The sequence below is a fragment of the Spartinivicinus ruber genome, assembly GCF_011009015.1.
GTDB lineage: Bacteria > Pseudomonadota > Gammaproteobacteria > Pseudomonadales > Zooshikellaceae > Spartinivicinus > Spartinivicinus ruber.
Genome location: NZ_CP048878.1, coordinates 1,525,001 through 1,547,405, shown reverse-complemented (window position 1 = coordinate 1,547,405; position 22,405 = coordinate 1,525,001). Strand labels below are relative to the sequence as shown.

Sequence of the window (22,405 nt, the reverse complement as noted above, 5' to 3'; positions counted from 1 at the left end):
TAGTGTGAAACTAGCCCCCTAAAAATCATTCTCAAAGGGTATAGAAGGCTTGTAAACACACATACCAATAATAAGAGGAGTATATGAGTAACCCCATGCCACCAAATGATGCAACGGCTAGCAAACACTATTTATATCGCAATATTGATATCAATAAGCCACTTGATGATAAAGCACATAAAAAGATTAAAAAGCGTTATCGCAAAGCATTGCATAAACTGCAAGCGGAGCTAGTCAAACTACAAGAGTGGGTGAGAAGCAATGATTTAAAAGTGGTTGTTATTTTTGAAGGCCGTGATGCTGCAGGTAAAGGAGGCATTATTCAACGGATTACAGACTATCTAAGCCACCGAGTTTGTCGTGTAGCAGCCCTGCCAGCCCCCACCGAACGAGAAAAAACCCAGTGGTACTTTCAACGCTATGTGGCCCACTTGCCTGCGGCTGGCGAAATCGTATTATTTGATCGCAGTTGGTATAACCGAGCAGGTGTCGAGAAAGTGATGGGTTTCTGTACCGAGGAAGAGTATTTAGAATTCTGTCACTCTTGCCCCGAGTTTGAACGCATGCTAGTTCGCTCAGGGGTCATTTTGATAAAATATTGGTTTTCAGTGAGCGAAGCAGAACAAATGCGCCGTTTTGAAGCCCGCATTAACAACCCGCTTAAACGCTGGAAACTCAGTGCCATGGATTTAGAGTCCCATCGACTCTACCATAAATACTCCGAAGCTAAAGACAAAATGCTAGCTTATACCGATATCAAGCAAGCTCCTTGGCATGTGGTAAATGCAGACGACAAACGACGTGCAAGACTCAACTGCATTGCCCATCTACTCAGCCAGATTCCATATCAAGACATACCGCAAGAGAAAGTATCCCTTCCTAAGCCTGAAGCCGCGAAGCTATACGTCCGTCGCCCTTATGATGAGCAAACTTTTATCCCTGAAACCTATTGATTACCTAAATTGAGTTATGCGGCAAAATGCCGCAACTACCCCCCTATGCCAATTTATCCATAACTCTTATAATAAGCAGCTTACCTGTTTAACCAGTACTCAGTAATTTAGTCATTTTAGTTATAATGAAACTTTCTCCGCCTAAAGCGATGGTCACCATCATCAGTCTTGCTTGTTTGCTTATGCTCTTGATTTATTTACCAACAATGCTGGGGTCGAATACACCTATTACTGAGTATATTTACTGCTCACCACAGCAGAACAACTGCATCAGCCAACAATCACCTCTGGGGGATCTTAAAATGCAGATTACTCCTGCTGACTTACCCTACGACCAACCTATTGAAATAGTCATCAGTAATAACAATCCCAATATCCAACAAATCAGCTTGCAATTGAAAGGCCGTGATATGGAAATGGGCTTATTACCCGTAATGCTCACCAGTATCCAGTCTGGCACCTACTCAGGCACCACCGGATTAAGCTATTGCACCCTAGGTGACAAAATGGTCTGGCTAGCAGAATTAACTGTAGTGACTCCCCAAAGTAACTATCGACTCATATTTGAGCTTAATAATGAAGTATAAGTCTTATGCCATATTGTTGGTCATCTTGATTCTGATAATATTATCAGGCCGCAACCCAACGGAACCCACCACAACAAATAGTTCATTAGCACCTGACAAAACTGCACCGAATTTTACCCTACAATCTAACCAGGGACCTGTTAGCTTGACGGACTTTCAAGGGAAAGGGGTGATATTATTTTTTGGTTACACCAACTGCCCAGATGTCTGCCCAACAGGTTTAAGCACTTTAACTCAGGCACTTAAACAATTACCTAAAGCCACTCAACAACAGTTACAGCCTATTTTTATTACTTTAGACCCAACAGTTGATACACCTAGCCGACTATCGGAGTATCTACAATATTTTCACCCTAATTTCATTGGCCTAAGTAGTAATCAACATACCCTTCAACAGGTCACACAGGACTACCATGTAATTTACAAACGTCAACCTCAATCTAATAGCGAATTTGACTTTATTCAACACACAGCTTATTTCTATCTTATTTCACCAACAGGAAATTTAAGTCAATACTTACCCCATCAGTCGTCGATAACAAGTTTAAAAAAAGCATTATCTATGCTCGTGAAAACCAAGCAAAAGGAACTTATATGAAAACACTTATTTCTTCAGCCTTACTGTTAAGCAGCTTATTTATTGCAACCCCAAGTCTTGCGTGTGATGATCACAAGCTAGAAGTTTCCGGCTCCTATGTTAGAGAAATGCCCCCAGCTAGCAAAAATACAGCAGCTTATATGCAACTAAAAAACACCACGGATAAACCGTTAAAACTGCTTGAAGTACAAAGTGATATCGCAAAAAAAATAGAGCTGCATAACATTGTCAACGTTGATGGTGTTTTGAAAATGCAGCCACAACCTTATATTGAAATAGCCGCTAATGACACACTAACACTAAAACCTGGCGGTTATCATGTAATGATCATGGGGGTAAAAAAGCAACTAAAACAAGGTGAAGACGTTAAAATGACATTAAAATTTGAAGGAGGCATGACCAAAGACTTAACCGCCCCCGTGAAGTCAATTGTACCAAAATCAGCTAAAGCAGGACATTCAGGAACTTAAAGTAAATATCCCCATGATGGGGTGCAACAGCACCCCAGTCACTATTATTTAGTTATTGGTTTCAATACCAAATACAGATTTATACATCACACCAATTGCGATAGCAGCAAATGGCAGAGTCCAAATCAGCCCAATCCCCAGCGGAATAACACTAACCATTATAATAAGTAATAATACAATAAATGTACCAAAAATCGTAAACCAGTGTTTGGTTATTGCTTTACGAGAGGTTTCCAACGCTTGCCAAGCCCCCATTTTTCGATCAACAACCAATGGCATTCCTAACATATAAGCAATCGTCAAATAAATACCTGGGATGATTAACAGTATAAAACCTATGTAAATAATAATCGCGTTTAACAGTGAAAAAATAGTAATAGGAATGACCTGCTTGTAGCAACTCAGCCCATCACTAACATTCAAGTTTAACCCTGCTGCCCTGCGTATTCCCATATAAATCACACCAGCATAAAGGGGCATGGTAATTGGCATCATTATAAAGCCACTACCAAATGATAACATAAAGCCAGTTGTAAGATCTCCCGCCTCCATCGCGGCCTGCCCATCTAAGCCCGTTAGCTTATTAATAAATGTTACTAGAAACATAATGGCTATATAAATCAAGCCAAAAAGAAAAAACTGCAGCTTTGCACCACTAACCAAGTCCCAAGACTCTTTCAAAATACCGCCAATGGTGATTTGATAATTACCGGCCAAGCCTTGTTCCAGGTTGCCCATTTGGATTTCTACAGGCTTATCTAATTCAGATTTAGGTGCAGCGTATGGATCGCTCATTTGCTTTCCTTTACATATTTTAAAAAAATATTGGCATTAACTTTTTAAACTAAATCAATCCCCTAAAATGTTATTTAGGGGATTAGTAATTAGTGTTCCCTGGTGGCTCTAAACCCTACTTCAGGATAGCGCTCTTGTGCTAAAGATAAATTAACTCGTGTTGGTGCTAAATACGTTAAATATCCACCACCATCTATAGCCAAATTATCTGCACATTTTCGCTTAAACTCTTCTAGTTTTTTTGCATCAGAACAATCGACCCAACGAGCAGTTTGCACTGTGATAGGTTCATAAATACACTCCACCTTATACTCTTCTTTTAATCGGTGCATAACTACATCAAACTGTAGTACACCCACTGCACCTAATATTAGATCGTTGTTATTTACAGGCATAAACAATTGGGTAGCCCCTTCCTCCGACAACTGTTGTAAGCCTTTTTGCAACTGTTTTAGCTTAAGTGGGTCTTTTAAACGAACTCGCTTAAATAATTCTGGTGCAAAATGTGGAATACCTGTAAAGCGCATTTCTTCACCCATGGTAAAAGTATCGCCGATTTGGATGGTACCGTGGTTATGTAAACCAATAATATCACCCGACACCGCTTCTTCTACCTGAGAGCGATCCCCTGCTAAAAACGTCACTGCATCAGCAATTTTCACATCTTTACCGATACGCACATGACGCATTTTCATACCTTTAGTGTATTTACCCGAACATACCCGCATAAAGGCAATTCTGTCCCTGTGTTTAGGGTCCATATTTGCTTGAATTTTAAATACAAACCCAGAAAATTTACTTTCATCAGCAGGAACCGTACGATCTTGGGTTTCCCTATTTTGTGGTGCAGGCGCCCAGTCCACAAAATAATCCAGCATTTCCCTTACCCCAAAGTTACCGAGTGCAGTACCAAAAAATACCGGCGTCATCTTGCCTGCCAAAAAGGCTTCTAAATCAAACTCATGGCTGGCACCACGGACTAGCTCAATTTCTTCCAGTAACTCATCTACAAGGTCTGCCCCTAACCTGTCTCGTGCTTCAGCAGAGTCTAACCCTTTTATTTGAATATCATCAGGAATGGTATGACCTTGCCCTTGGGTGTATAAATGAATGGTATCGGTATATAGGTTATAAATACCTTTAAAGTTTTTCCCCATCCCCACTGGCCAGGTAACAGGCGCACATTGAATTTTTAGGATGTCTTCAATCTCATCCAAGACCTCAATGTGATCCCTTACTTCACGATCCATTTTGTTGATAAACGTAAAAATCGGGGTATCCCTTAACCGGCACACTTCCATCAATTTGATCGTCCGGTCCTCAACCCCCTTGGCACCATCAATCACCATCAAACAGCTATCGACAGCCGTCAAAGTACGGTAAGTATCTTCAGAGAAATCTTCATGCCCTGGGGTATCCAGCAGGTTCACCATTCGCTCGTTGTATGGAAACTGCATCACCGAGGTCGTTATCGAAATCCCCCGCTGCTGCTCCATACTCATCCAGTCAGAAGTAGCCGCCCTAGAGCCTTTCTTACCCTTAACAGTCCCTGCCATCTGGATTGCATTTCCAAACAACAGCAGCTTCTCAGTAATCGTGGTTTTACCCGCATCAGGGTGGGATATGATCGCGAACGTTCGCCGCTTGTTAATCTCTTTCGTCAATTCAGTCATAGTGGCTTTACGCCCATTTCACAGCAAGTTACTAGAAAATGGCGCAATTATAATGGCTTTTAGCAAAACGCGCAGCTCTTGCCCAAATATTTCATCAGATATCAAAGATTCTTAGCATCCTGAAATGTGATAACCAGGTTTGACTATTAACTTCAATAGACATAAAAGTGCTGAAAGCCTTGATATAAGCAGGCTGGTATCTGGTGAAATATGCAAACTAAGCTCTCATGAGCAGTGTAAGAATGTACCTGCCCCGACTTCAAACACCCTCTCAAGCTAGACCATTACATAATAGTAAAATGAGTGTAATGCTTACGAAACAGAGATAAGACATAACAGGAACCTACCTGTCTTTGAGAAAATAGTAAAAAATCACTTGTTTATATCTACATTCCTCCTCCTACCAGCGGAATCACTCATTGGTGGACACCTCAGACTTTCCTCACTATATCTCTAGCCTCATATGCAATGATTTTGTTCCCTCGTTTAGTCGCTCACGAAAGATATGAAAAAAAAGAAGTCGTTATTTTCACTGGTTGGTTTGGGCTAATATTATCATTAATTGCTTTAGCATTTTTTATTCTTGGGATAGTATTTTAAAAGTCTTAGACTGTTAAGAGTTTTAGCTTAAGACTCCTTTATTTACTTACACAAATATTTTCTTTAAAAAGAACATCCTAAAAAAGAAACATTTTATTTTTGAATAAACATATATCAATTAAAGTAATTGTTTGTCAGCTAATAGAGTAATTTGCAACGATTGAGTTACTACTTTATTTTGCATTTAACAGTTTACTGCTGATTATTTCATCATTTTCAATAACAGTAATAAATCCAAAATCTTACCCTTCTTACTGAGTACTAGCAGCCTCTTTAAACATCACACTTTATTAGTGACTTAATACCCATTATAATACTGGTCATTTTCCAACCAGGAATTGAACCACCTGATACAAAACAAGGCTTTAGCAACCCTCTTGACTAAATGGTATTTACTCTATTGGCTTACACGGTTAAATAACACCAGTAACCTAGATATGCTCTAGTAACTGATACTAATTATCATTTAAAGCAAGCGAGCAAGTAAAAAAGCCCAATATCAGGTTATTTAACAGACATTTGTAATAGGCAGTAATTGCATTATGACAATCACAGTAAAAACTTTTCTTAGCTTTTTAATTTTAGTCTTATCAACATTTTCTTTTGCCAACGGTAAAGAGGAGTTATCTCCAGAACAAGAAAAGTATGTTGCTTGGGCAAAAAATATTTGGGAATCTCTTAACAGACAAACAGGTAAAGTTAAATTACCTGGTGCCTCAGCCACTTTAAATGTACCAGAGGACTTTTATTATCTGAATCCCCAGGATGCAGAAAAAGTTTTAGTCGAAGTTTGGGGCAACCCCCCTGGCCAAACCACATTGGGCATGCTACTCCCTGCTGATATAACTCCTTTTGATAGTGGCTCTTGGGCAGTGACTATTGAGTATGAAGAAGATGGCTATGTGTCAGATGAAGATGCCGATGATATTGATTACACTAAGCTGCTTCAGCAAATGAAGCAGGATACCCGGGCAGCCAGTGAAGAACGAGCTAAGCAAGGTTATGAGTCCATCGAGTTAATTGGTTGGGCTGCAAATCCCTACTATGATAAAACATCTCATAAACTCCATTGGGCAAAGGAAATTAAGTTTGGTGATGGTCAAGATGGCAATACACTTAACTACAATATTCGTGTGCTAGGTAGAAAAGGCGTATTAGTACTGAATTTTATCGCCGGCATGGAACAGAAACCTTTGATTGAGTCCAAATTAGATTCTGTATTAGCCCTAGCAGAATTTGATCAAGATGCCAAGTATAGTGACTTTAATCCTGATATTGATAAAGTTGCTGCGTATGGCTTAGGTGCCTTAGTTGCTGGAAAGGTTTTAGCTAAAACTGGTTTGCTTGCTGCAGTTTTATTATTCCTTAAAAAGTTTGGTGTTTTTATCCTGCTAGGTATTGGTACTTTATTTAAGTCTGTTTTTTCACGAAAAAATCCCTAGTATAAGGCGGGATTTAAAAAACAGTGCTCTATTCATTGGTAGTAGAGCACTGTTTTTGATTATTTAAACAAAACAAGCTCAACTATACATTTTAATGGGAGCCTCTAAAAATTTAAAAATAATCCAAGTTTTTTATATGATAGCTTAAATTTTCCTAATTATCATCATACCTAAGCTATATTTAGTAGCTTACCTGGTAGTGGAGGTGTTCTCAGTGCTACAAATGCTAGCCTAGGAATAAATTCTACTAAGCTAAATCTTCGATTAAATCGATACTGAAATTCAGCAAGATAACGTTGTGCATATTTAGCGCGAATAGCATGAATAAGTACTACGTAAAGCACTTTTTAAGTTTCCAAGGATGGTGTTAACCCAATAAAATTCAGGTTCCTCTACTGATGCACGACCACCACCGCATACAATTTTATCATGAAGACAACCTGCTTCTATGACACCATTAAAACAGGCCAGTCCATCGGAGATTACGGTACTGCCCTTGGCCAAATTCTGCCTACTCCAAGCCGTTATCTCTTCTTTATTAAACCCTTTTAAAATGCTCAGTTTAATTCGTGTCGGTTGACCTTGTTTTGTTGTTTCTACGGCTGCTACAAAAGGTATTTTCCCATCTGCTCCCCTACCTCTTTTGCAACCTGTACGCTCACCACCAAGATAGGCATCATCAATTTCAATAAAACCCGACAATTGCTTGGTGCCTTCTCTTTCTTGCATCACTTTCATGAGCTTATGTTTCATTCTCCAGGCAGCTTGATAGGAAATACCTAAATGGCGATGTAATTCTATGGCTGATATACCTTTTTTGTCTTGGGAGATCAAATACATCCCTTGGAACCAAGTCTTTAATGGTAATTTGGTTGATTCAAAGATAGTACCTGCAGTTACAGATGTTTGCTGGTGACATTTATAGCACTGCTGAAGCTTTCTAGTAGTGAGTTGACAGCATTTGTCGTATCCACAATTGGGGCACTGAAAACCTTCTGGCCATCGCAATTTGTATAAGGTATTAAAGCATTGTTCTTCTGTACCATATTGTTTGAGAAACTCGTTTAAACTCAGGCCTTTTTGAAATTGAACTTTGTTGATAGCCATTATTTATACCTTCTCAATTAAGTTTCCATGCTGTTCAAATATACAGCAGTTAATGGCTTAGGTATAGTGATAATTAGGTAAATTTTTAAAGGCTCCCTAATTATGAATTATAGTTAAATGTATACTATGTCTGGCTAGCCCATCTTAGTTATCTATTACCACAATCTATATACAACAAGCTTATCAAAGTTATACGAAACCAAAACTCTTAATAAAAATTTACTCTGCTTCTACAGTTTGAGCCTGATTAGAAAAGTCATACTCTTCTTCTACTGTTGGTTTTGCAAACATATATTTTAGCTTTCTCAGCCAGTTACCATCATAGCGTTTAATCATTTTATAGATGTCTTCATGGTCACCTTCTTTAGCTAATATAGCTGCTGTTTTTCCATTGTGGTTTTTTAGATCTGACTTAACTTCTCTCATTAATAATGATTCTACTATGCTTTTATACCCGTGCCTGGCAGCAAACATAAGTGCTGTCCAGCCATGTTTATTTTGCATATCAGGATCAACACCTTGAGATAAAATCAAATCAAATAAGTCCCTATCACCAGAAAAGGCAGCTGTCATTAAGGTGGTGCCACCAAAATACGTGCGTATGAAGGGGTTGGCTCCTCTAGCAAGGAGCAAGCAAACAATTTCAATTTGCTTTTTTCTAATCGCTTGATAAATTGGGGTTCCCCCTTTATTATCTTGCTGATTAATTTTAGCTCCGTGCTCAAGTAATAGATTAATAATCTTACGATTGCCTTTTTTAACAGCTATATCTAATACTGATTGAGCTTTATTACAATAGTTTGGGTTTGCTCCTTTAGATAACAATAATTTTACTGTGTCAACTCTGTTTTTACATACTGCATGCATGAGTGGTGTATAACCACCACCATCTTGTAAGTCAAGGTTTCCTCCACGGGAAATCAAGAACTCAGCAATAGCACAACTTCTCTCTTCTACTGCAGCCATTAGGTAAATCCCTCCTTGTATATCTCTTACACAACAGATAGGTTTTCAAAATAATTTACACAACCAGTTATTCCTAGTTGGTAGGACTCAAACTTAACCTAACGGAGGCAACCATAATGCCAACATTTTTTTTTATTCTTTTCAGTAAGTTAACAAAGCCAACAATATGAATTGTAAAATTTTAAAAGAAAAAACCAGCCTTAAAAAATTATGAATAGATATTTATTACATTTAAATTAAGGGCTTGAGAAATTATCCCTCAACCAATCAAATACTTCTTCTCGTCGTTGTTTTTTACGAGGCAAATCTTTTCTAATCATATCCTCTAAAACATGTAAGTACATTTTATAAGATTTTCGGTCACTTAGTTGTTTATAAGTTTTTTTTGAGGTTTTTAAATACTCAAGTACTTTCTCTAACATTGGAACAACCTCTCCCGCTTCATTACGGTAGAATATGGTTTTATCTGGTTTACCAATAAACTTAGATATACTGTTGTTTGTAGTATGCTCTGAGTATACATATTTGAGATCTTCGCTTTTAACTCTAATACCCATAACAACCCCCTTATTCAACTAACTAATCTATAGGCAAAATTTATACCTATTACTACTAAAGCCTGTAACTCGTTGAGTTATAGACTTTAATGGCAATTTAATTGACAGGGTACTGAATGATGCCTTTTACATTAGTGATCACTAAAGCGCCATACATTTATCCAAAGATTGTTTAACAGAATGAAGGGCTTCCTTTAATGGCATTTTTCTTATTGTATCGTTCCAAGGCTCAACAGCCACTGGCCCATCATATCCTTTATTTTTTAATACCTGTACAAAGCCAGCAATATCTGTCACCCCCGTTGCTAATGGCAACTCCCTGGTAAACTCAGGCATGTTAAATAAATTATATCCCTGCAGTGCATCATTCAATTCCACATAAACTAAGTAGTCTTTATCAAGATGCTTTAAGTCTAACAATCCGGCACCACTATATTGCCAGTGATGCACATCCAATTTAAACCCAGCATAACCATATAAATCTGCACTGGCAATAAGCGCTCTAACACCATCGATAGTATGAATAAAATCATAAGCAGTTGCCAACCTTGTTTCAATAGGCCCAATAAACTCAAAGCCTATCTTAATGTTATGCTCAATTAAAATTGGCTTTAACTGCTTAAGTCGTTTGACCATTAGCTGAAAATAGTCATTAAATGGTAAATTGTTTGAAAAAGGGGGAATATAAAAAAGCGCTATTTCACTACCTATTTGATGAGCAAAAGCGGCCTGCTCTGCAAAGTCATGTAGACTACTCAAATATTCCTTTTCTGAGTGAAAGCAATACATATACGCATCTAAACTAAATGCAGCAGGCCGAAGTTGATATGCTGCTAGCAATTGTTTTACATCTGTCACCGTCAATTGCTCTTGAATAAGACGTGTAATATCTAAGTTAACACCCTCAAATCCATAGTAGGATGCTAATTTGCAAGCCTTTGCCAAGTCGTGAATGACATGGCCCAAATTGCCACAATGAGTAATATCATCTGTTGTATTAAGTACTGAATACATGGGCTATCCTTAGAGTGTCCTACAAGGATGAATAATAATTATTCTCATTTAAATGATTAGTATATCTATTTGATAACCCTATGCAAACCTGCGACACTCTGTCACATAGGCAACTAACTGCTATATCAGTACACTTAGCCCTGTAACAACGTTCTATGCTTGAGCCTTTAAACAGGCCCTAACTTTATGTAGTGTGCAAACATTACATATTTAACGTTACTGTTATTAGGCGGTTTTTCTCCTAACTGAGTTATACTCTTCAGGCTAGAGATAGCTGCCGATTTTTTTAGTAGATATGATTTTTTTCTCTCAAGCTCCCCTAAACCTCTCAGTTTCTAGGCAAAACTTATTTCGCCTTGGAATGATACGCACTGTTTTTTTATGCAGCCTATGCGTTATATTGCTATTAGCAACTATTTATACCTCACTTGCAATCAATACTCTGTTGGTTGTAGGTGTGCTATTAGTAATGGGAGTAGTTAATGTTTTTACCTATTGGCGTTTCCGACAGCTAACCCCAGTGAGTGAGTGGGAGTTTTTTACCCAGCTGCTTTTTGACTGTTTTTCACTAACATTACTGCTTTACATTAGTGGTGGAGCAAGTAATCCTTTTGTGTCTTATTACCTGATACCCATTATTATTGCAGCGGCAACATTAGCTTTACCCTTTACAATTGCTATTACTTTAATTTGTTTGAGCTGTTATACCTTATTGCTGTTTTTCTATCAGCCCTTGCCACAACTAATCCCTTTGTTTGATAACAGTACCCAGCAGTTTCATATGATTAACCTACACGTTGTGGGCATGTGGCTTAACTTTAGTTTAAGCGCACTGCTTATTTGTGGATTTGTAGTAAGAATGGCGCAAACCCTTCGCCAACACCAGGCTCAACTGGCAAAAAAACGAGAGCAGGATTTACGCAACGAACAACTATTTGCGGTAGGAAGCCTTGCTGCTGGTGCTGCTCATGAGCTAAATACACCACTTAACACCATGTTACTGCTGGTTAATGAAATGAAGCAGGATTATCAACAACATCCGGCACTTTCAGACGATCTCAGTTGTTTAACCAACCAACTCAATCAGTGTAAACAAAGTTTGAATACTCTTATTACAGAGGCCCAAGTCAGTTACTGCCCGACTCGCCAATCAATTAATAAAATTATCAACCAGCTATTAGAACGCTGGCAGGTAATCAGGCCAGAAATATTACTTGAGTTAGACACCACCAGATTAGCTGATTCCCAGGTGTTAACAGATGCTTCCTTGCCCCAAGCATTACTCAACCTATTAAATAATGCTGCCGACCAGTCTCAACATAAAATTGAGTTTTTTGCTGAAACAACCTCCCAACATATTAAAATCATCATTAGAGATTTCGGGCCAGGGCTGGATATGGCTAACCTGGAAAAGCTCGGCACTCCTTTTTACACTAACCGACCAGATAAAGGGCTAGGCCTTGGTTTGACCCTTAGCCAAGCATCCATTGAGCGGCTAGGTGGATCAGTGACGTTACTCAATCATATTGAGCAAGGCACTGAGACTCATATCCGTTTACCCCTTGCCAAAAATTGAGTTATCAACTGTGTTATAGTAGTGCGCTTCAATTCCTCTAGTAGCTTTTGCATTGCCATGAAAAACAAACAGCCGATCCTATTAATTGTTGATGATGACTCTGCCTTGCTTCAGGTGATGGCGCGAGCCATGCGCAAAAGGGGTTATGAAGTTATCACTGCCAATTGTATAGAAAACACCAAAAAACTGTTGCAGCAATTCACACCAGCTTTCGCCATTATCGATCTCAAATTAGATCATGAGTCTGGGCTTGATGTTATTACTGTAGTAAGCCAACAAGCGCCAGAAGCAAAGGTATTAGTCTTAACCGGTTATGCTTCAATCGCCACTGCAGTAGCTGCAGTTAAACTGGGTGCCCATAATTATTTGTGCAAACCCGCAACTGCTGAAGAAATTGAAGTCGCATTAACTCAACAAGAAGCCACTCCCCAACCCGATAACAGCTTTAAACCCATGCCTATTGAACGGTTAGAATGGGAGCATATTCAAAAAGTTTTGCTGGATCATCAGGGTAACATTTCAGCCACCGCAAGAGCTTTGGGCATGCATAGACGCACCTTGCAACGAAAGCTACAGGTGGGAGAGCGCAAAAAAACTAACGATGCAAATATTTCTGCTGATTAAAAGTAATAACCCAGTCTGGCTTAAATACTGTTATAGCCGATACGACCATGCCATTGATAACAGCTTCAGGTAATATAATTAGCGGTACATAAGGCAGGTAATCAGCCCAGTTGCCTGGAAAACTAAAGCTATCACTTCCCCAAAGTACGGCTATTACTGCCAGAATAACCAGCAAGGTACTAAATAAAGTACCAACAAAACCGATCCCAAAAATATAAGTAAATATATTACGTGACTGAAAGTGTTCTATCCATTGATAAAACAGTTGCATTGCAATCACAGGTACTACAATCATAACCAAACCATTTACTCCTAAGCTTACCCAATCAGCTTGCTGAAATAGCGTTATAAGAAGCAATACAATAAAGCCACTCATAATAGCCCTTGGCCAACCAACAATAAGCGTAGCGGCAGACATACCTAAAAAATGCAAGCTCATGCCTATCGGAAAATCTCGATGAGTCAGCCATAACAAACTCAAACAAAAAACACTAGCACCCAGTCGATGTTGTAATGCCGAGTCCCTTAAAATAGTAGAAAAGTCCATAAATACCAAGGCAACCAGTAAGATAATACTAAGCAGTAACAACGAACCAAAAACTTGAAGATCTGTTAATAAAAAACCAGAGAAACTCAAAACTGTACCTTACAATATAAAATAACAACTCACAGCCAAGTTAAGAGAGTCGGGTTGTAGTGAAAATACTGACTCTTTAATACCCAATATATGGTAATATCCGGCACCAATTTTGGGTACAAAAATAAGCCCAACCCTTACTAACCTTCTAGCCTGGGTGTTTCATAAACTTGCAAAAACATGACGTTATAAAACATTCCAGCTCGTAGTAACTGATGAAGTAACCTGATGATAGATCTTATCACGCAAAAAACCGCATCTTTAAAAAATGATTTACTTTCCGGCCTTACCGTCGCATTAGCTCTGGTACCTGAAGCCGTGGCCTTTGCCTTTGTAGCAGGGGTGGAACCTTTGGTGGGACTTTATGCAGCTTTCATGGTGGGCTTAATCACTTCTTTAATCGGCGGTCGTCCAGGGATGATTTCTGGTGCCACTGGTGCACTTGCTGTTGTTATGGTCACCTTAGTGGCTGAGCACGGCGTAGAATATTTATTTGCTACTGTGCTATTGATGGGACTGATCCAAATACTGGCCGGTATCTTAAAGCTGGGTAAATTTATTCGTATGGTACCCCACCCAGTCATGTTGGGCTTTGTTAACGGCCTTGCCATTGTTATTTTCTTAGCTCAACTGGGTAATTTTGGAAAAAATAGTGGCGAAGGTTGGTTAGCAAATACAGCTTTAGAAGGCAGTGTCATCGATGTTGCCTGGATGCAAGGCCCTGAACTATGGATCATACTTGGTTTAGTGGCACTAACGATGGCCATTATATTTATCTTACCCAAACTCACCAATGCAATTCCTGCCTCTTTAGCCGCTATTGTTACGGTTTCACTGATTGTGATCGGCTTTGGCATTGAGACTAAAACCGTAGGTGATGTTGCCTCCATCGCTGGTGGTTTACCTAGCTTCCACATTCCAGTGGTGCCATTTAATTTTGAAACCCTTTGGATTATTCTGCCCTACTCAATAATTCTGGCTGCTATCGGCTTAATTGAGTCTTTGTTAACGCTCAGCCTAATTGATGAAATTACTGAAACTCGCGGAAAAGGTAACCGTGAATGTATTGGTCAAGGCGTAGCAAATACTGTAACCGGCCTTTTTGGTGGTATGGGTGGCTGCGCCATGATCGGTCAAAGTATGATTAATGTAAACTCTGGCGGCCGTGGTCGTTTATCGGGTATTACAGCTGCTTTATGTTTATTGGCATTTATTCTGTTCGCCTCATCGTTAATTGAGCAAATTCCTATCGCAGCTCTTGTAGGTGTCATGTTTATTGTAGTCATTGGCACCTTTGAATGGACTAGCTTTCGGATTATTCGCAAAATTCCCAAGTCAGATGCCTTTGTTCTTATTTTAGTGTCAGGGGTTACCGTTGCGACAGATTTAGCAATAGCGGTAATTGTGGGTGTGATTGTTTCTGCCTTAGTATTCGCCTGGGAACATGCCAAGCATATTTATGCTGAACCTAGCGAAGAAGGTGAGAGCAAAGTTTACGCCTTAAGAGGCCCATTATTTTTTGGCTCAGTCTCTCATTTTAGAGACATTTTTCACCCTAAAACAGACCCTGACCATGTGGTAATCGACTTTCAGCACTCTCGGGTATGTGATCACTCTGGTATTGAAGCCATTGATGCATTAGCCGATCGCTATCAGGCTGCAGGTAAAGTGTTACATTTACGCCACCTCAGCCCAGAATGTATAGAGCTACTGGAAAAAGCGAAAAACCTGGTTGAAGTCGATGATATGACTGACCCTCACTACCATATTGCTACAGATAAATTAGCCTGATCTGTGTATATCCCCTACCGGCTTTACTTATTAGCCGGTAGGCTTATGAGAGCCTAGAGGATTTCTTTGGTTGCAGGTCGGAGCCATAAATATATAAACCACTAAAACAATAAAACCTAACAATACCAAACTAGCAAACAATTCCAGACTGTCTCGATAGAGAATATTCCAACCACCAACCAATAATCCCGCCCAACCAAAACAGACAATTAACCACCCTGACCAGTGGATAAAACGACAGGCTAAACCTAATACAGCAAGGACTACTACGATACTCATCCATTTAAACCAAGTACTGATAATCAATACCTGCAACCAGCCTTGTAACTTAGATGCTCCCGTATAACCAACTGCCACTAAGTGAGAAAGTTTAAGCAAAGCAATATTTTCAATAAAATCAGTTGCTAAAATAATGAAGGTTAACCCTATACACCAATAAGTTAAACTTGCTAACAGCGGCTTATGTAACCACAATACGGCAGCTAAAAGCCCGGTATAAACAACCATAAAAATAAAATCAATATAATTACCCCAATCCATTGCCCTTACAATTTCATCTCGTTGTTCAACATCATTACCAAACATATGAAATAGTTCAGTAGGTGTTTGTGCAAACTCAAATGCAATGACGGGGGTTTTTACACCAGGGTAAGTCCAAGGCAATTCTGCGGGAAATATCAAGCGAAGCAGCAACCCCATAAACAGAGTCATAGCCCCTAAACAACGCGCAATTGATAGTAAAGTCCATGGCATATTAAATCACTATCTAGTGTACATCGATATATTCATAATTTTTACATACACATCCCTTGTTATAACATCAAATAACCTTTTTTTTTATTAGACAACCAGTTATGGCTTATGTATTAGCACCTATTGTAAATTGCTTAAGGCTATATGACATAACTAAAGCATCTTCTCGTCCATCAACAGCTGGATAATAGTTTTTTCTTAATCCAATCTCATCAAACCCAATACGTTTATATAACTTAATTGCACTTAAATTAGATGATCTCACTTCCAGGAACATCACTTCTGCTGACAAGTCTCTTGCCCTTGATAAGAAATAATTCAGTAAATATTGCCCGTAACCATTTCCCTGATATTCTGGAGCAACGGTAATATTTAACAAATGCGCTTCACCCACAGCTACCGAAAAAACACCGTGGCCAATTAGCTTATCTGCTTTTTCCATTACCCAACACTCGTACTCAGACTTAAGGCAGTCTTTAAAAATACCTTTACTCCAAGGATGCGAGTAAGATTTGCACTCTACCTTCACAACTTCATCTAAAAGTTTAAAGGCCATAGGCATTACTTGTAGATCATCAGCTATCATATATTGAAATGTTTATTGCCAGTCTATATCGGTAACTGCTACAAGATCTTTCCAAGCTTCTTTTTTACACTGAGGTAGACGTAAAATTTCATTTATACTATGGGTGACAGCAATCCATTGTTCACCTTGCTGCTGCGTCCCACGCCATGAGTCAAAGTCTTGCTCTAAGCCTAACCCAAACTTTGCTGCAGCTGGCCCCATAAATATCACTAGTTTTTTATCTGAAAGATCTAACTGCTCTCGCAAATAAGCTTTTACTGCCGCCTTGGCGATTCGTTCAGATTGATCAATAAATGGTTGATGGGTAAAGGGCCACTTAAAGCTTTTAGCTTCTTTAACTGCATCATTGATTTTTAACGCAACAAGCAAATTGTTCATTAATGAATAATGTAAAGCCGATAATTCATTAACCCCACTATAAGGCAGCTCTGTAATTAATAAGACTTGCTCATTAGGTTCAAGGCAAACTAACTGAAAAAAACAGGGTTCTTTTTTGGTAGTTAAGAATACCGCCGTACTTTGCTCTGTTTCTTGACTTGGTTGCTGCGTAATATTCGCTGCGTTCGCTGTTGATTGATGGTCCTTGCTTTTGTCAATTAACGACTCTCGTATTTGCTGCTTTGCCACTTTAGGTTGATCAGAAAAATGTTTCTGCAAATCAGAGGGCAAGTTTTCTCGGTCAAAATGAAGCTGACTACCACTTGTTTCTTGAACTGTTAAAGACGCAGCTGAACGGGCATCTACTAAATCTTGGCTGGTTGTTTCAGGCCAGTGATAATCTGGTGTAGGCAATGCACCAGGTAACTGATAACGCGGGAACCATAATGGAACTCCCATCGCTTCCAGATAAGCCTGACGCTGCTGCTCTAACATAAAGTTACCTCTTGAGAAAATTTAGACATTTCCAGCCTGAGGGTGGGCTTTATTAATGCCTGCTTCTAATAAATTAAGGGCGTTAATGTAAGCCTTAGCAGAAGCAATGACAATATCTGTGTCAGCCCCATTGCCATTAACGATTCTTCCTCCACGTTCCAGTCGAACAGTTACTTCTCCCTGAGAGTCAGTTCCACTGGTAATTGCATGAACTGAATATAATTCAAGGGAAGTATTAGACTGAACAATCGATTCAATTGCTTTAAACGTAGCATCCACAGGACCACTCCCTTCTGAAGAAGCATTTTGTTCTCTGCCATCAACTGATAGTGTCACTTGCGCTACAGGTGTTTCACCTGTTCTTGAGCAAACCTCTAAGGTTTGTAGCCTGTATTTTTCAGCAATTTCAGAAGCCCTGGTATCGCTGACCAAAGCCTGTAAGTCTTCATCAAATATTTCGTGTTTCTTATCAGCAAGCTCTTTAAAGCGAGCAAATGCTGTATTTAATTCAGCTTCTGAATTAAAGTGTACACCTAATTCTTCCAACCGCCCTTTGAAAGCAGTACGACCAGAGTGCTTACCTAACACCATTTTATTGGTTTTCCACCCTACATCCTCTGCCTTCATGATTTCATAGGTTTCACGGTGCTTCAGCATGCCATCTTGGTGAATCCCAGACTCATGAGCAAATGCATTAGCTCCAACAATCGCTTTGTTAGGCTGAATTGGAAATCCGGTAATGCTTGAAACTAACCGAGAAGTGGACACAATGTGTTTTGTATCAATGTTGGTTTCAACGTTTAAAACATCCTGACGGGTTTTAATTGCCATCACAATTTCTTCAAGTGAAGCATTTCCAGCCCTTTCCCCCAAACCATTAATAGTGCACTCAACTTGTCTAGCACCATGAGCAACAGCCGCTAAAGAATTAGCCACCGCAAGTCCTAAATCATTATGACAATGAACCGAAAAAATGGCTTTATCAGCATTTGGGATACGTTCAATTAACTGCTGGAAGGTTTCTCCAAATTGATGGGGAATCGCATACCCTACCGTGTCAGGGATGTTAATCGTTTTTGCACCCGCATTAATGGCAGCTTCAATAACTTTGCATAAAAAGTCTAACTCAGATCGTCCAGCGTCTTCACAGGAAAACTCAACATCATCAACCAAGTTACGAGCACGCTTTACTGCATGGACAGCTTGTTCTAATACCTTTTCTGGCTCCATTCGCAGCTTATATTTCATATGAATAGGAGATGTTGCAATAAAAGTATGAATTCGTGGTGCAACCGCATTTTTCAGTGCTTCACCAGCCCGGTCAATATCTCCATCCAAGGCCCGGGACAAGCTACAAATACTGCTACCTTTAATAGCTTCAGCAATTGCTTTAACTGATTCAAAGTCACCAGGGCTTGCCATAGCAAAACCTGCCTCAATCACATCCACTCGCATTTTCTCTAAGGCTTTAGCAATTCGTAGCTTTTCATCCTTGGTCATTGAAGCACCAGGGCTCTGCTCACCATCACGCAATGTCGTATCGAATATGACAACTCGATTATTGTTCATAGTTAAACACTCCAAGTTAGCCCATCAGTGGCTAATTAGAATTACTCTAAAGATTAGATAGGGAAAGTATTGATTTATTAGAAATATATGTTGATTATCTGCCCTAGGGCAGAAGGAGAGTACTTATAGCAGGATAAAAAAGCAGCTTAATCAGTGCTTGGTTGCTCTTATTATTAGTTAAAAAGATCATGGTTGGTAGTCTGCTAATAACCTTATTCAACTCAAGTTCAATGCTTTAAACACTCCATTTTATTTGGGTGCTTCATCAATAATAGTACTCTTAATAAAGGAATGTAAAGGTGGCTAATGTCGTATTATATAATACTGATTATTAAACCATCTTTCATCCCCCTGCTCCCAGTGATGGATTAATCCTATGCTCTCCTCTAATAGTATCTTACTCCAGGCAGGGTTATTTTTAAGACTTCTTTAATTCGATCATCTGTTTCTTCTTTAGCAGCAAGTACAGATTTAGACTTAAATAGAGGAGGTAACGAGCTAGATGAGGCCTCACTCAAAGATTCCTGTACATCATCAGCACTGATTATTTCTTCGCTAATCGACATATCTAACAGTGACTCTGCTCCAACAGTAGGTATAGAAATCAGATAAACCAAACAATATTGAATTAGCTGCTTTCTCATAAGGCCTTCAAATTTACAAATAAGACAATCATATTATTGTTTTATATATAAAAAGTCTAAGAAATAAAAAATTCCAACTAAGCAAATAATCAAGTGGCAGCAAATGTTTCAAACCCTACAAAGCAAAAAACCCCCAACACGAAGTGCTGAGGGTTCTCTTAAATAAGGCGCTTGACGATGACCTACTCTCACATGGGGAGACCCCACACTACCATCGGCGCGGAGCGGTTTCACTACTGAGTTCGGGATGGATTCAGGTGGTTCACACTCGCTATAGTCGTCAAGCAAAACTGGCATTTGGAACTGTTTTGCTTAGCTTGTTTTGTAATCTGAATTCTGCTTTGTCTTGATTGTAATACTCTATTACGTTCGATGTATTTCTTCGTTGTGCTTGCCTGTTTCGCTTTGATTTGTGTTTCCCAAATCATTTTGGCGTTATATGGTCAAGCCTCACGAGCAATTAGTACGGGTTAGCTCAATGCCTCACAACACTTACACACCCCGCCTATCAACGTCGTCGTCTTCAACGGCTCTTCAGGACCCTCAAGGGGTCAGGGAAGTCTCATCTTGAAGGGGGCTTCCCGCTTAGATGCTTTCAGCGGTTATCCCGTCCGAACTTAGCTACCGGGCAATGCGTCTGGCGACACAACCCGAACACCAGTGGTTCGTCCACTCCGGTCCTCTCGTACTAGGAGCAGCTCTCCTCAAACTTCCAACGTCCACGGCAGATAGGGACCGAACTGTCTCACGACGTTCTAAACCCAGCTCGCGTACCACTTTAAATGGCGAACAGCCATACCCTTGGGACCGGCTTCAGCCCCAGGATGTGATGAGCCGACATCGAGGTGCCAAACACCGCCGTCGATGTGAACTCTTGGGCGGTATCAGCCTGTTATCCCCGGAGTACCTTTTATCCGTTGAGCGATGGCCCTTCCATTCAGAACCACCGGATCACTAAGACCTACTTTCGTACCTGCTCGACATGTACGTCTCGCAGTCAAGCGCGCTTATACCTTTACACTAACCGCATGATGTCCGACCATGCTTAGCGCACCTTCGTGCTCCTCCGTTACTCTTTGGGAGGAGACCGCCCCAGTCAAACTACCCACCACACACTGTCCTCGATCCCGATCAGGGACCAGAGTTAGAACCTCAAACATACCAGGCTGGTATTTCAAGATTGGCTCCACGATGACTAGCGTCACCGCTTCAAAGCCTCCCAGCTATCCTACACAAGTAGGCTCAAAGTCCAGTGTGAAGCTGTAGTAAAGGTTCACGGGGTCTTTCCGTCTAGCCGCGGATACACTGCATCTTCACAGCGATTTCAATTTCACTGAGTCTCGGGTGGAGACAGCGTGGCCATCGTTACGCCATTCGTGCAGGTCGGAACTTACCCGACAAGGAATTTCGCTACCTTAGGACCGTTATAGTTACGGCCGCCGTTTACCGGGGCTTCGATCAAGAGCTTCGCCGAAGCTAACCCCATCAATTAACCTTCCGGCACCGGGCAGGCGTCACACCCTATACGTCCACTTACGTGTTTGCAGAGTGCTGTGTTTTTAATAAACAGTCGCAGCCACCTGGTATCTTCGACCGGCTCCAGCTCCATTCGCAAGGAATTTCACCAGCTCCGGCGCACCTTCTCCCGAAGTTACGGTGCCATTTTGCCTAGTTCCTTCACCCGAGTTCTCTCAAGCGCCTTGGTATTCTCTACCTGACCACCTGTGTCGGTTTGGGGTACGGTTAATAATGACCTGAAGCTTAGAAGCTTTTCCTGGAAGCATGGCATCAATTACTTCCTCATCCGAAGATGAGTTCGATATCGGCTCTCAGTATTAGCACCCCGGATTTGCCTAAGATGCCTACCTACAACCTTAAACCTGGACAACCATCGCCAGGCTAACCTAGCCTTCTCCGTCCCTTCATCGCAGTCATTACTAGTACAGGAATATTAACCTGTTTCCCATCGACTACCACTTTCGTGCTCGCCTTAGGGGCCGACTCACCCTGCGCCGATTAGCGTTGCGCAGGAAACCTTGGTCTTCCGGCGAGGGAGCTTCTCACTCCCTTTATCGTTACTCATGTCAGCATTCGCACTTCTGATACCTCCAGCAGACCTCCCGATCTACCTTCGCAGGCGTACAGAACGCTCCTCTACCACCCTAACCTAAGTTAGGATCCGCAGCTTCGGTGTCTAGTTTGAGCCCCGTTACATCTTCCGCGCGAGCCGACTCGACCAGTGAGCTATTACGCTTTCTTTAAAGGGTGGCTGCTTCTAAGCCAACCTCCTGGCTGTCTGGGCCTTCTCACATCGTTTCCCACTTAACTAGAACTTTGGGACCTTAGCTGGCGGTCTGGGTTGTTTCCCTTTCCACGACGGACGTTAGCACCCGCCGTGTGTCTCCCGGATAGCACTCTACGGTATTCGGAGTTTGCATGGGGTTGGTAAGTCGGGATGACCCCCTAGCCCAAACAGTGCTCTACCCCCGTAGGTGTTCGTCCGAGGCGCTACCTAAATAGCTTTCGAGGAGAACCAGCTATCTCCGGGCTTGATTAGCCTTTCACTCCGATCCACAAGTCATCCCCTGGC

Annotated in this window: 19 protein-coding genes, 2 rRNA genes and 1 pseudogene (1 of these 22 only partly in view); 8 read left to right on the top strand and 14 right to left on the bottom strand. The window is 40.6% G+C overall.

The genetic code is table 11. From position 1 onward, the window contains the following. The first annotated feature begins 83 nt into the window (after positions 1-83). From ppk2 to G4Y78_RS07455, 4 genes are all read left to right on the top strand, one after another. Complete coding sequence (gene ppk2, locus G4Y78_RS07470; RefSeq protein ID WP_222937658.1) at positions 84-953, top strand: polyphosphate kinase 2; 870 nt, start codon at positions 84-86, stop codon at positions 951-953. A 125-nt stretch (positions 954-1,078) separates the two neighbouring features. Beyond that, entirely contained in the window at positions 1,079-1,540 is a 462-nt protein-coding gene (locus tag G4Y78_RS07465) for a hypothetical protein (protein WP_163832437.1), read from the top strand. After that, positions 1,530-2,138: an SCO family protein gene (locus tag G4Y78_RS07460; protein WP_163832436.1), complete on the top strand. Its 609-nt coding sequence runs from the start codon at positions 1,530-1,532 to the stop codon at positions 2,136-2,138. Before G4Y78_RS07465 ends, G4Y78_RS07460 begins: the two co-directional genes overlap by 11 nt. Further along, a complete protein-coding gene (locus G4Y78_RS07455) occupies positions 2,135-2,608 on the top strand; it encodes a copper chaperone PCu(A)C (protein ID WP_163832435.1) in 474 nt (157 codons plus the stop codon). Before G4Y78_RS07460 ends, G4Y78_RS07455 begins: the two co-directional genes overlap by 4 nt. Positions 2,609-2,656: 48 nt before the next feature. Here G4Y78_RS07455 and G4Y78_RS07450 read toward each other — a convergent pair whose 3' ends face one another. Together G4Y78_RS07450 and G4Y78_RS07445 are read right to left on the bottom strand one after the other, a co-directional pair. After that, positions 2,657-3,403: a DUF975 family protein gene (locus G4Y78_RS07450; protein ID WP_163832434.1), complete on the bottom strand. Its 747-nt coding sequence runs from the start codon at positions 3,401-3,403 to the stop codon at positions 2,657-2,659. Between the two features lie 89 nt (positions 3,404-3,492). Then, complete coding sequence (locus G4Y78_RS07445) at positions 3,493-5,076, bottom strand: peptide chain release factor 3 (protein WP_163832433.1); 1,584 nt, start codon at positions 5,074-5,076, stop codon at positions 3,493-3,495. 1,142 nt (positions 5,077-6,218) lie between these two features. Here G4Y78_RS07445 and G4Y78_RS07440 point away from each other — a divergent pair. Further along, entirely contained in the window at positions 6,219-7,118 is a 900-nt protein-coding gene (locus G4Y78_RS07440) for a DUF2167 domain-containing protein (protein WP_163832432.1), read from the top strand. 170 nt (positions 7,119-7,288) lie between these two features. On the opposite strand, the pseudogene G4Y78_RS07435 reads toward G4Y78_RS07440, so the two are convergent. The 4 genes and pseudogenes from G4Y78_RS07435 to G4Y78_RS07420 form a co-directional block, all read right to left on the bottom strand. Further along, positions 7,289-8,225: pseudogene (locus G4Y78_RS07435) on the bottom strand (IS1595 family transposase). A gap of 219 nt (positions 8,226-8,444) precedes the next feature. Continuing rightward, positions 8,445-9,191 carry an ankyrin repeat domain-containing protein gene (locus G4Y78_RS07430; protein WP_163832431.1) on the bottom strand — a complete coding sequence of 249 codons (747 nt, stop codon included), beginning with the start codon at positions 9,189-9,191 and terminating at the stop codon, positions 8,445-8,447. 236 nt (positions 9,192-9,427) lie between these two features. Then, entirely contained in the window at positions 9,428-9,748 is a 321-nt protein-coding gene (locus tag G4Y78_RS07425) for a hypothetical protein (protein WP_163832430.1), read from the bottom strand. Positions 9,749-9,889: 141 nt separating this feature from the next. After that, entirely contained in the window at positions 9,890-10,762 is an 873-nt protein-coding gene (locus tag G4Y78_RS07420; RefSeq protein WP_163832429.1) for a sugar phosphate isomerase/epimerase family protein, read from the bottom strand. Positions 10,763-11,231: 469 nt separating this feature from the next. On the opposite strand from G4Y78_RS07420, the gene G4Y78_RS07415 reads away from it, so the two are divergent. Beyond that, positions 11,232-12,338: an ATP-binding protein gene (locus tag G4Y78_RS07415; RefSeq protein ID WP_163832428.1), complete on the top strand. Its 1,107-nt coding sequence runs from the start codon at positions 11,232-11,234 to the stop codon at positions 12,336-12,338. Positions 12,339-12,395: 57 nt separating this feature from the next. After that, positions 12,396-12,962, top strand: coding sequence for a response regulator transcription factor (locus G4Y78_RS07410; RefSeq protein WP_163832427.1), 567 nt, complete (start codon positions 12,396-12,398; stop codon positions 12,960-12,962). Here G4Y78_RS07410 and G4Y78_RS07405 read toward each other — a convergent pair. After that, on the bottom strand, positions 12,934-13,599 hold the full coding sequence (locus G4Y78_RS07405; protein WP_163832426.1) for an energy-coupling factor ABC transporter permease: 666 nt from the start codon (positions 13,597-13,599) through the stop codon (positions 12,934-12,936). The genes G4Y78_RS07410 and G4Y78_RS07405 overlap by 29 nt on opposite strands. A 228-nt stretch (positions 13,600-13,827) precedes the next feature. Here G4Y78_RS07405 and G4Y78_RS07400 point away from each other — a divergent pair, with 228 nt between their 5' ends. After that, positions 13,828-15,390 carry a SulP family inorganic anion transporter gene (locus G4Y78_RS07400; RefSeq protein ID WP_163832425.1) on the top strand — a complete coding sequence of 521 codons (1,563 nt, stop codon included), beginning with the start codon at positions 13,828-13,830 and terminating at the stop codon, positions 15,388-15,390. A 30-nt stretch (positions 15,391-15,420) separates the two neighbouring features. Here the strand turns inward: G4Y78_RS07400 and G4Y78_RS07395 are convergent, their stop codons facing one another. The 7 genes from G4Y78_RS07395 to G4Y78_RS07365 form a co-directional block, all read right to left on the bottom strand. After that, positions 15,421-16,143 (bottom strand): hypothetical protein, encoded by a 723-nt coding sequence (locus tag G4Y78_RS07395; RefSeq protein ID WP_163832424.1) that lies wholly within the window; start codon positions 16,141-16,143, stop codon positions 15,421-15,423. Positions 16,144-16,249: 106 nt separating this feature from the next. Beyond that, a complete protein-coding gene (gene rimI, locus G4Y78_RS07390) occupies positions 16,250-16,699 on the bottom strand; it encodes a ribosomal protein S18-alanine N-acetyltransferase (protein ID WP_163832423.1) in 450 nt (149 codons plus the stop codon). A gap of 42 nt (positions 16,700-16,741) precedes the next feature. Continuing rightward, positions 16,742-17,602, bottom strand: coding sequence for a uracil-DNA glycosylase family protein (locus tag G4Y78_RS07385; RefSeq protein ID WP_163832422.1), 861 nt, complete (start codon positions 17,600-17,602; stop codon positions 16,742-16,744). Positions 17,603-17,623: 21 nt separating this feature from the next. Continuing rightward, the gene (locus G4Y78_RS07380) at positions 17,624-19,171 is read right to left on the bottom strand and encodes a 2-isopropylmalate synthase (RefSeq protein WP_163832421.1); all 1,548 of its coding nucleotides are present in this window, start codon (positions 19,169-19,171) and stop codon (positions 17,624-17,626) included. Positions 19,172-19,557: 386 nt separating this feature from the next. Next, positions 19,558-19,815 carry a hypothetical protein gene (locus G4Y78_RS07375; protein ID WP_163832420.1) on the bottom strand — a complete coding sequence of 86 codons (258 nt, stop codon included), beginning with the start codon at positions 19,813-19,815 and terminating at the stop codon, positions 19,558-19,560. A 169-nt stretch (positions 19,816-19,984) separates the two neighbouring features. Then, positions 19,985-20,100, bottom strand: a 5S ribosomal RNA gene (rrf, locus tag G4Y78_RS07370). A gap of 154 nt (positions 20,101-20,254) precedes the next feature. Beyond that, positions 20,255-22,405: ribosomal RNA gene (locus tag G4Y78_RS07365) — 23S ribosomal RNA — on the bottom strand; it runs 740 nt beyond the window's last position.

Excerpts from the sequence above, each read along its gene's own strand:
- G4Y78_RS07465 (WP_163832437.1), top strand. The coding sequence starts at position 1,079 with ATGAAACTTTCTCCGCCTAAAGCGATGGTCACCATCATCAGTCTTGCT.
- G4Y78_RS07380 (WP_163832421.1), bottom strand. The coding sequence starts at position 19,171 with ATGAACAATAATCGAGTTGTCATATTCGATACGACATTGCGTGATGGT.
- G4Y78_RS07460 (WP_163832436.1), top strand. The coding sequence starts at position 1,530 with ATGAAGTATAAGTCTTATGCCATATTGTTGGTCATCTTGATTCTGATA.
- G4Y78_RS07385 (WP_163832422.1), bottom strand. The coding sequence starts at position 17,602 with ATGTTAGAGCAGCAGCGTCAGGCTTATCTGGAAGCGATGGGAGTTCCA.
- G4Y78_RS07455 (WP_163832435.1), top strand. The coding sequence starts at position 2,135 with ATGAAAACACTTATTTCTTCAGCCTTACTGTTAAGCAGCTTATTTATT.
- G4Y78_RS07445 (WP_163832433.1), bottom strand. The coding sequence starts at position 5,076 with ATGACTGAATTGACGAAAGAGATTAACAAGCGGCGAACGTTCGCGATC.
- G4Y78_RS07395 (WP_163832424.1), bottom strand. The coding sequence starts at position 16,143 with ATGCCATGGACTTTACTATCAATTGCGCGTTGTTTAGGGGCTATGACT.
- G4Y78_RS07410 (WP_163832427.1), top strand. The coding sequence starts at position 12,396 with ATGAAAAACAAACAGCCGATCCTATTAATTGTTGATGATGACTCTGCC.
- G4Y78_RS07375 (WP_163832420.1), bottom strand. The coding sequence starts at position 19,815 with ATGAGAAAGCAGCTAATTCAATATTGTTTGGTTTATCTGATTTCTATA.
- ppk2 (WP_222937658.1), top strand. The coding sequence starts at position 84 with ATGAGTAACCCCATGCCACCAAATGATGCAACGGCTAGCAAACACTAT.
- G4Y78_RS07425 (WP_163832430.1), bottom strand. The coding sequence starts at position 9,748 with ATGGGTATTAGAGTTAAAAGCGAAGATCTCAAATATGTATACTCAGAG.
- G4Y78_RS07440 (WP_163832432.1), top strand. The coding sequence starts at position 6,219 with ATGACAATCACAGTAAAAACTTTTCTTAGCTTTTTAATTTTAGTCTTA.
- G4Y78_RS07400 (WP_163832425.1), top strand. The coding sequence starts at position 13,828 with ATGATAGATCTTATCACGCAAAAAACCGCATCTTTAAAAAATGATTTA.
- G4Y78_RS07415 (WP_163832428.1), top strand. The coding sequence starts at position 11,232 with ATGGGAGTAGTTAATGTTTTTACCTATTGGCGTTTCCGACAGCTAACC.
- rimI (WP_163832423.1), bottom strand. The coding sequence starts at position 16,699 with ATGGCCTTTAAACTTTTAGATGAAGTTGTGAAGGTAGAGTGCAAATCT.
- G4Y78_RS07430 (WP_163832431.1), bottom strand. The coding sequence starts at position 9,191 with ATGGCTGCAGTAGAAGAGAGAAGTTGTGCTATTGCTGAGTTCTTGATT.
- G4Y78_RS07450 (WP_163832434.1), bottom strand. The coding sequence starts at position 3,403 with ATGAGCGATCCATACGCTGCACCTAAATCTGAATTAGATAAGCCTGTA.
- G4Y78_RS07420 (WP_163832429.1), bottom strand. The coding sequence starts at position 10,762 with ATGTATTCAGTACTTAATACAACAGATGATATTACTCATTGTGGCAAT.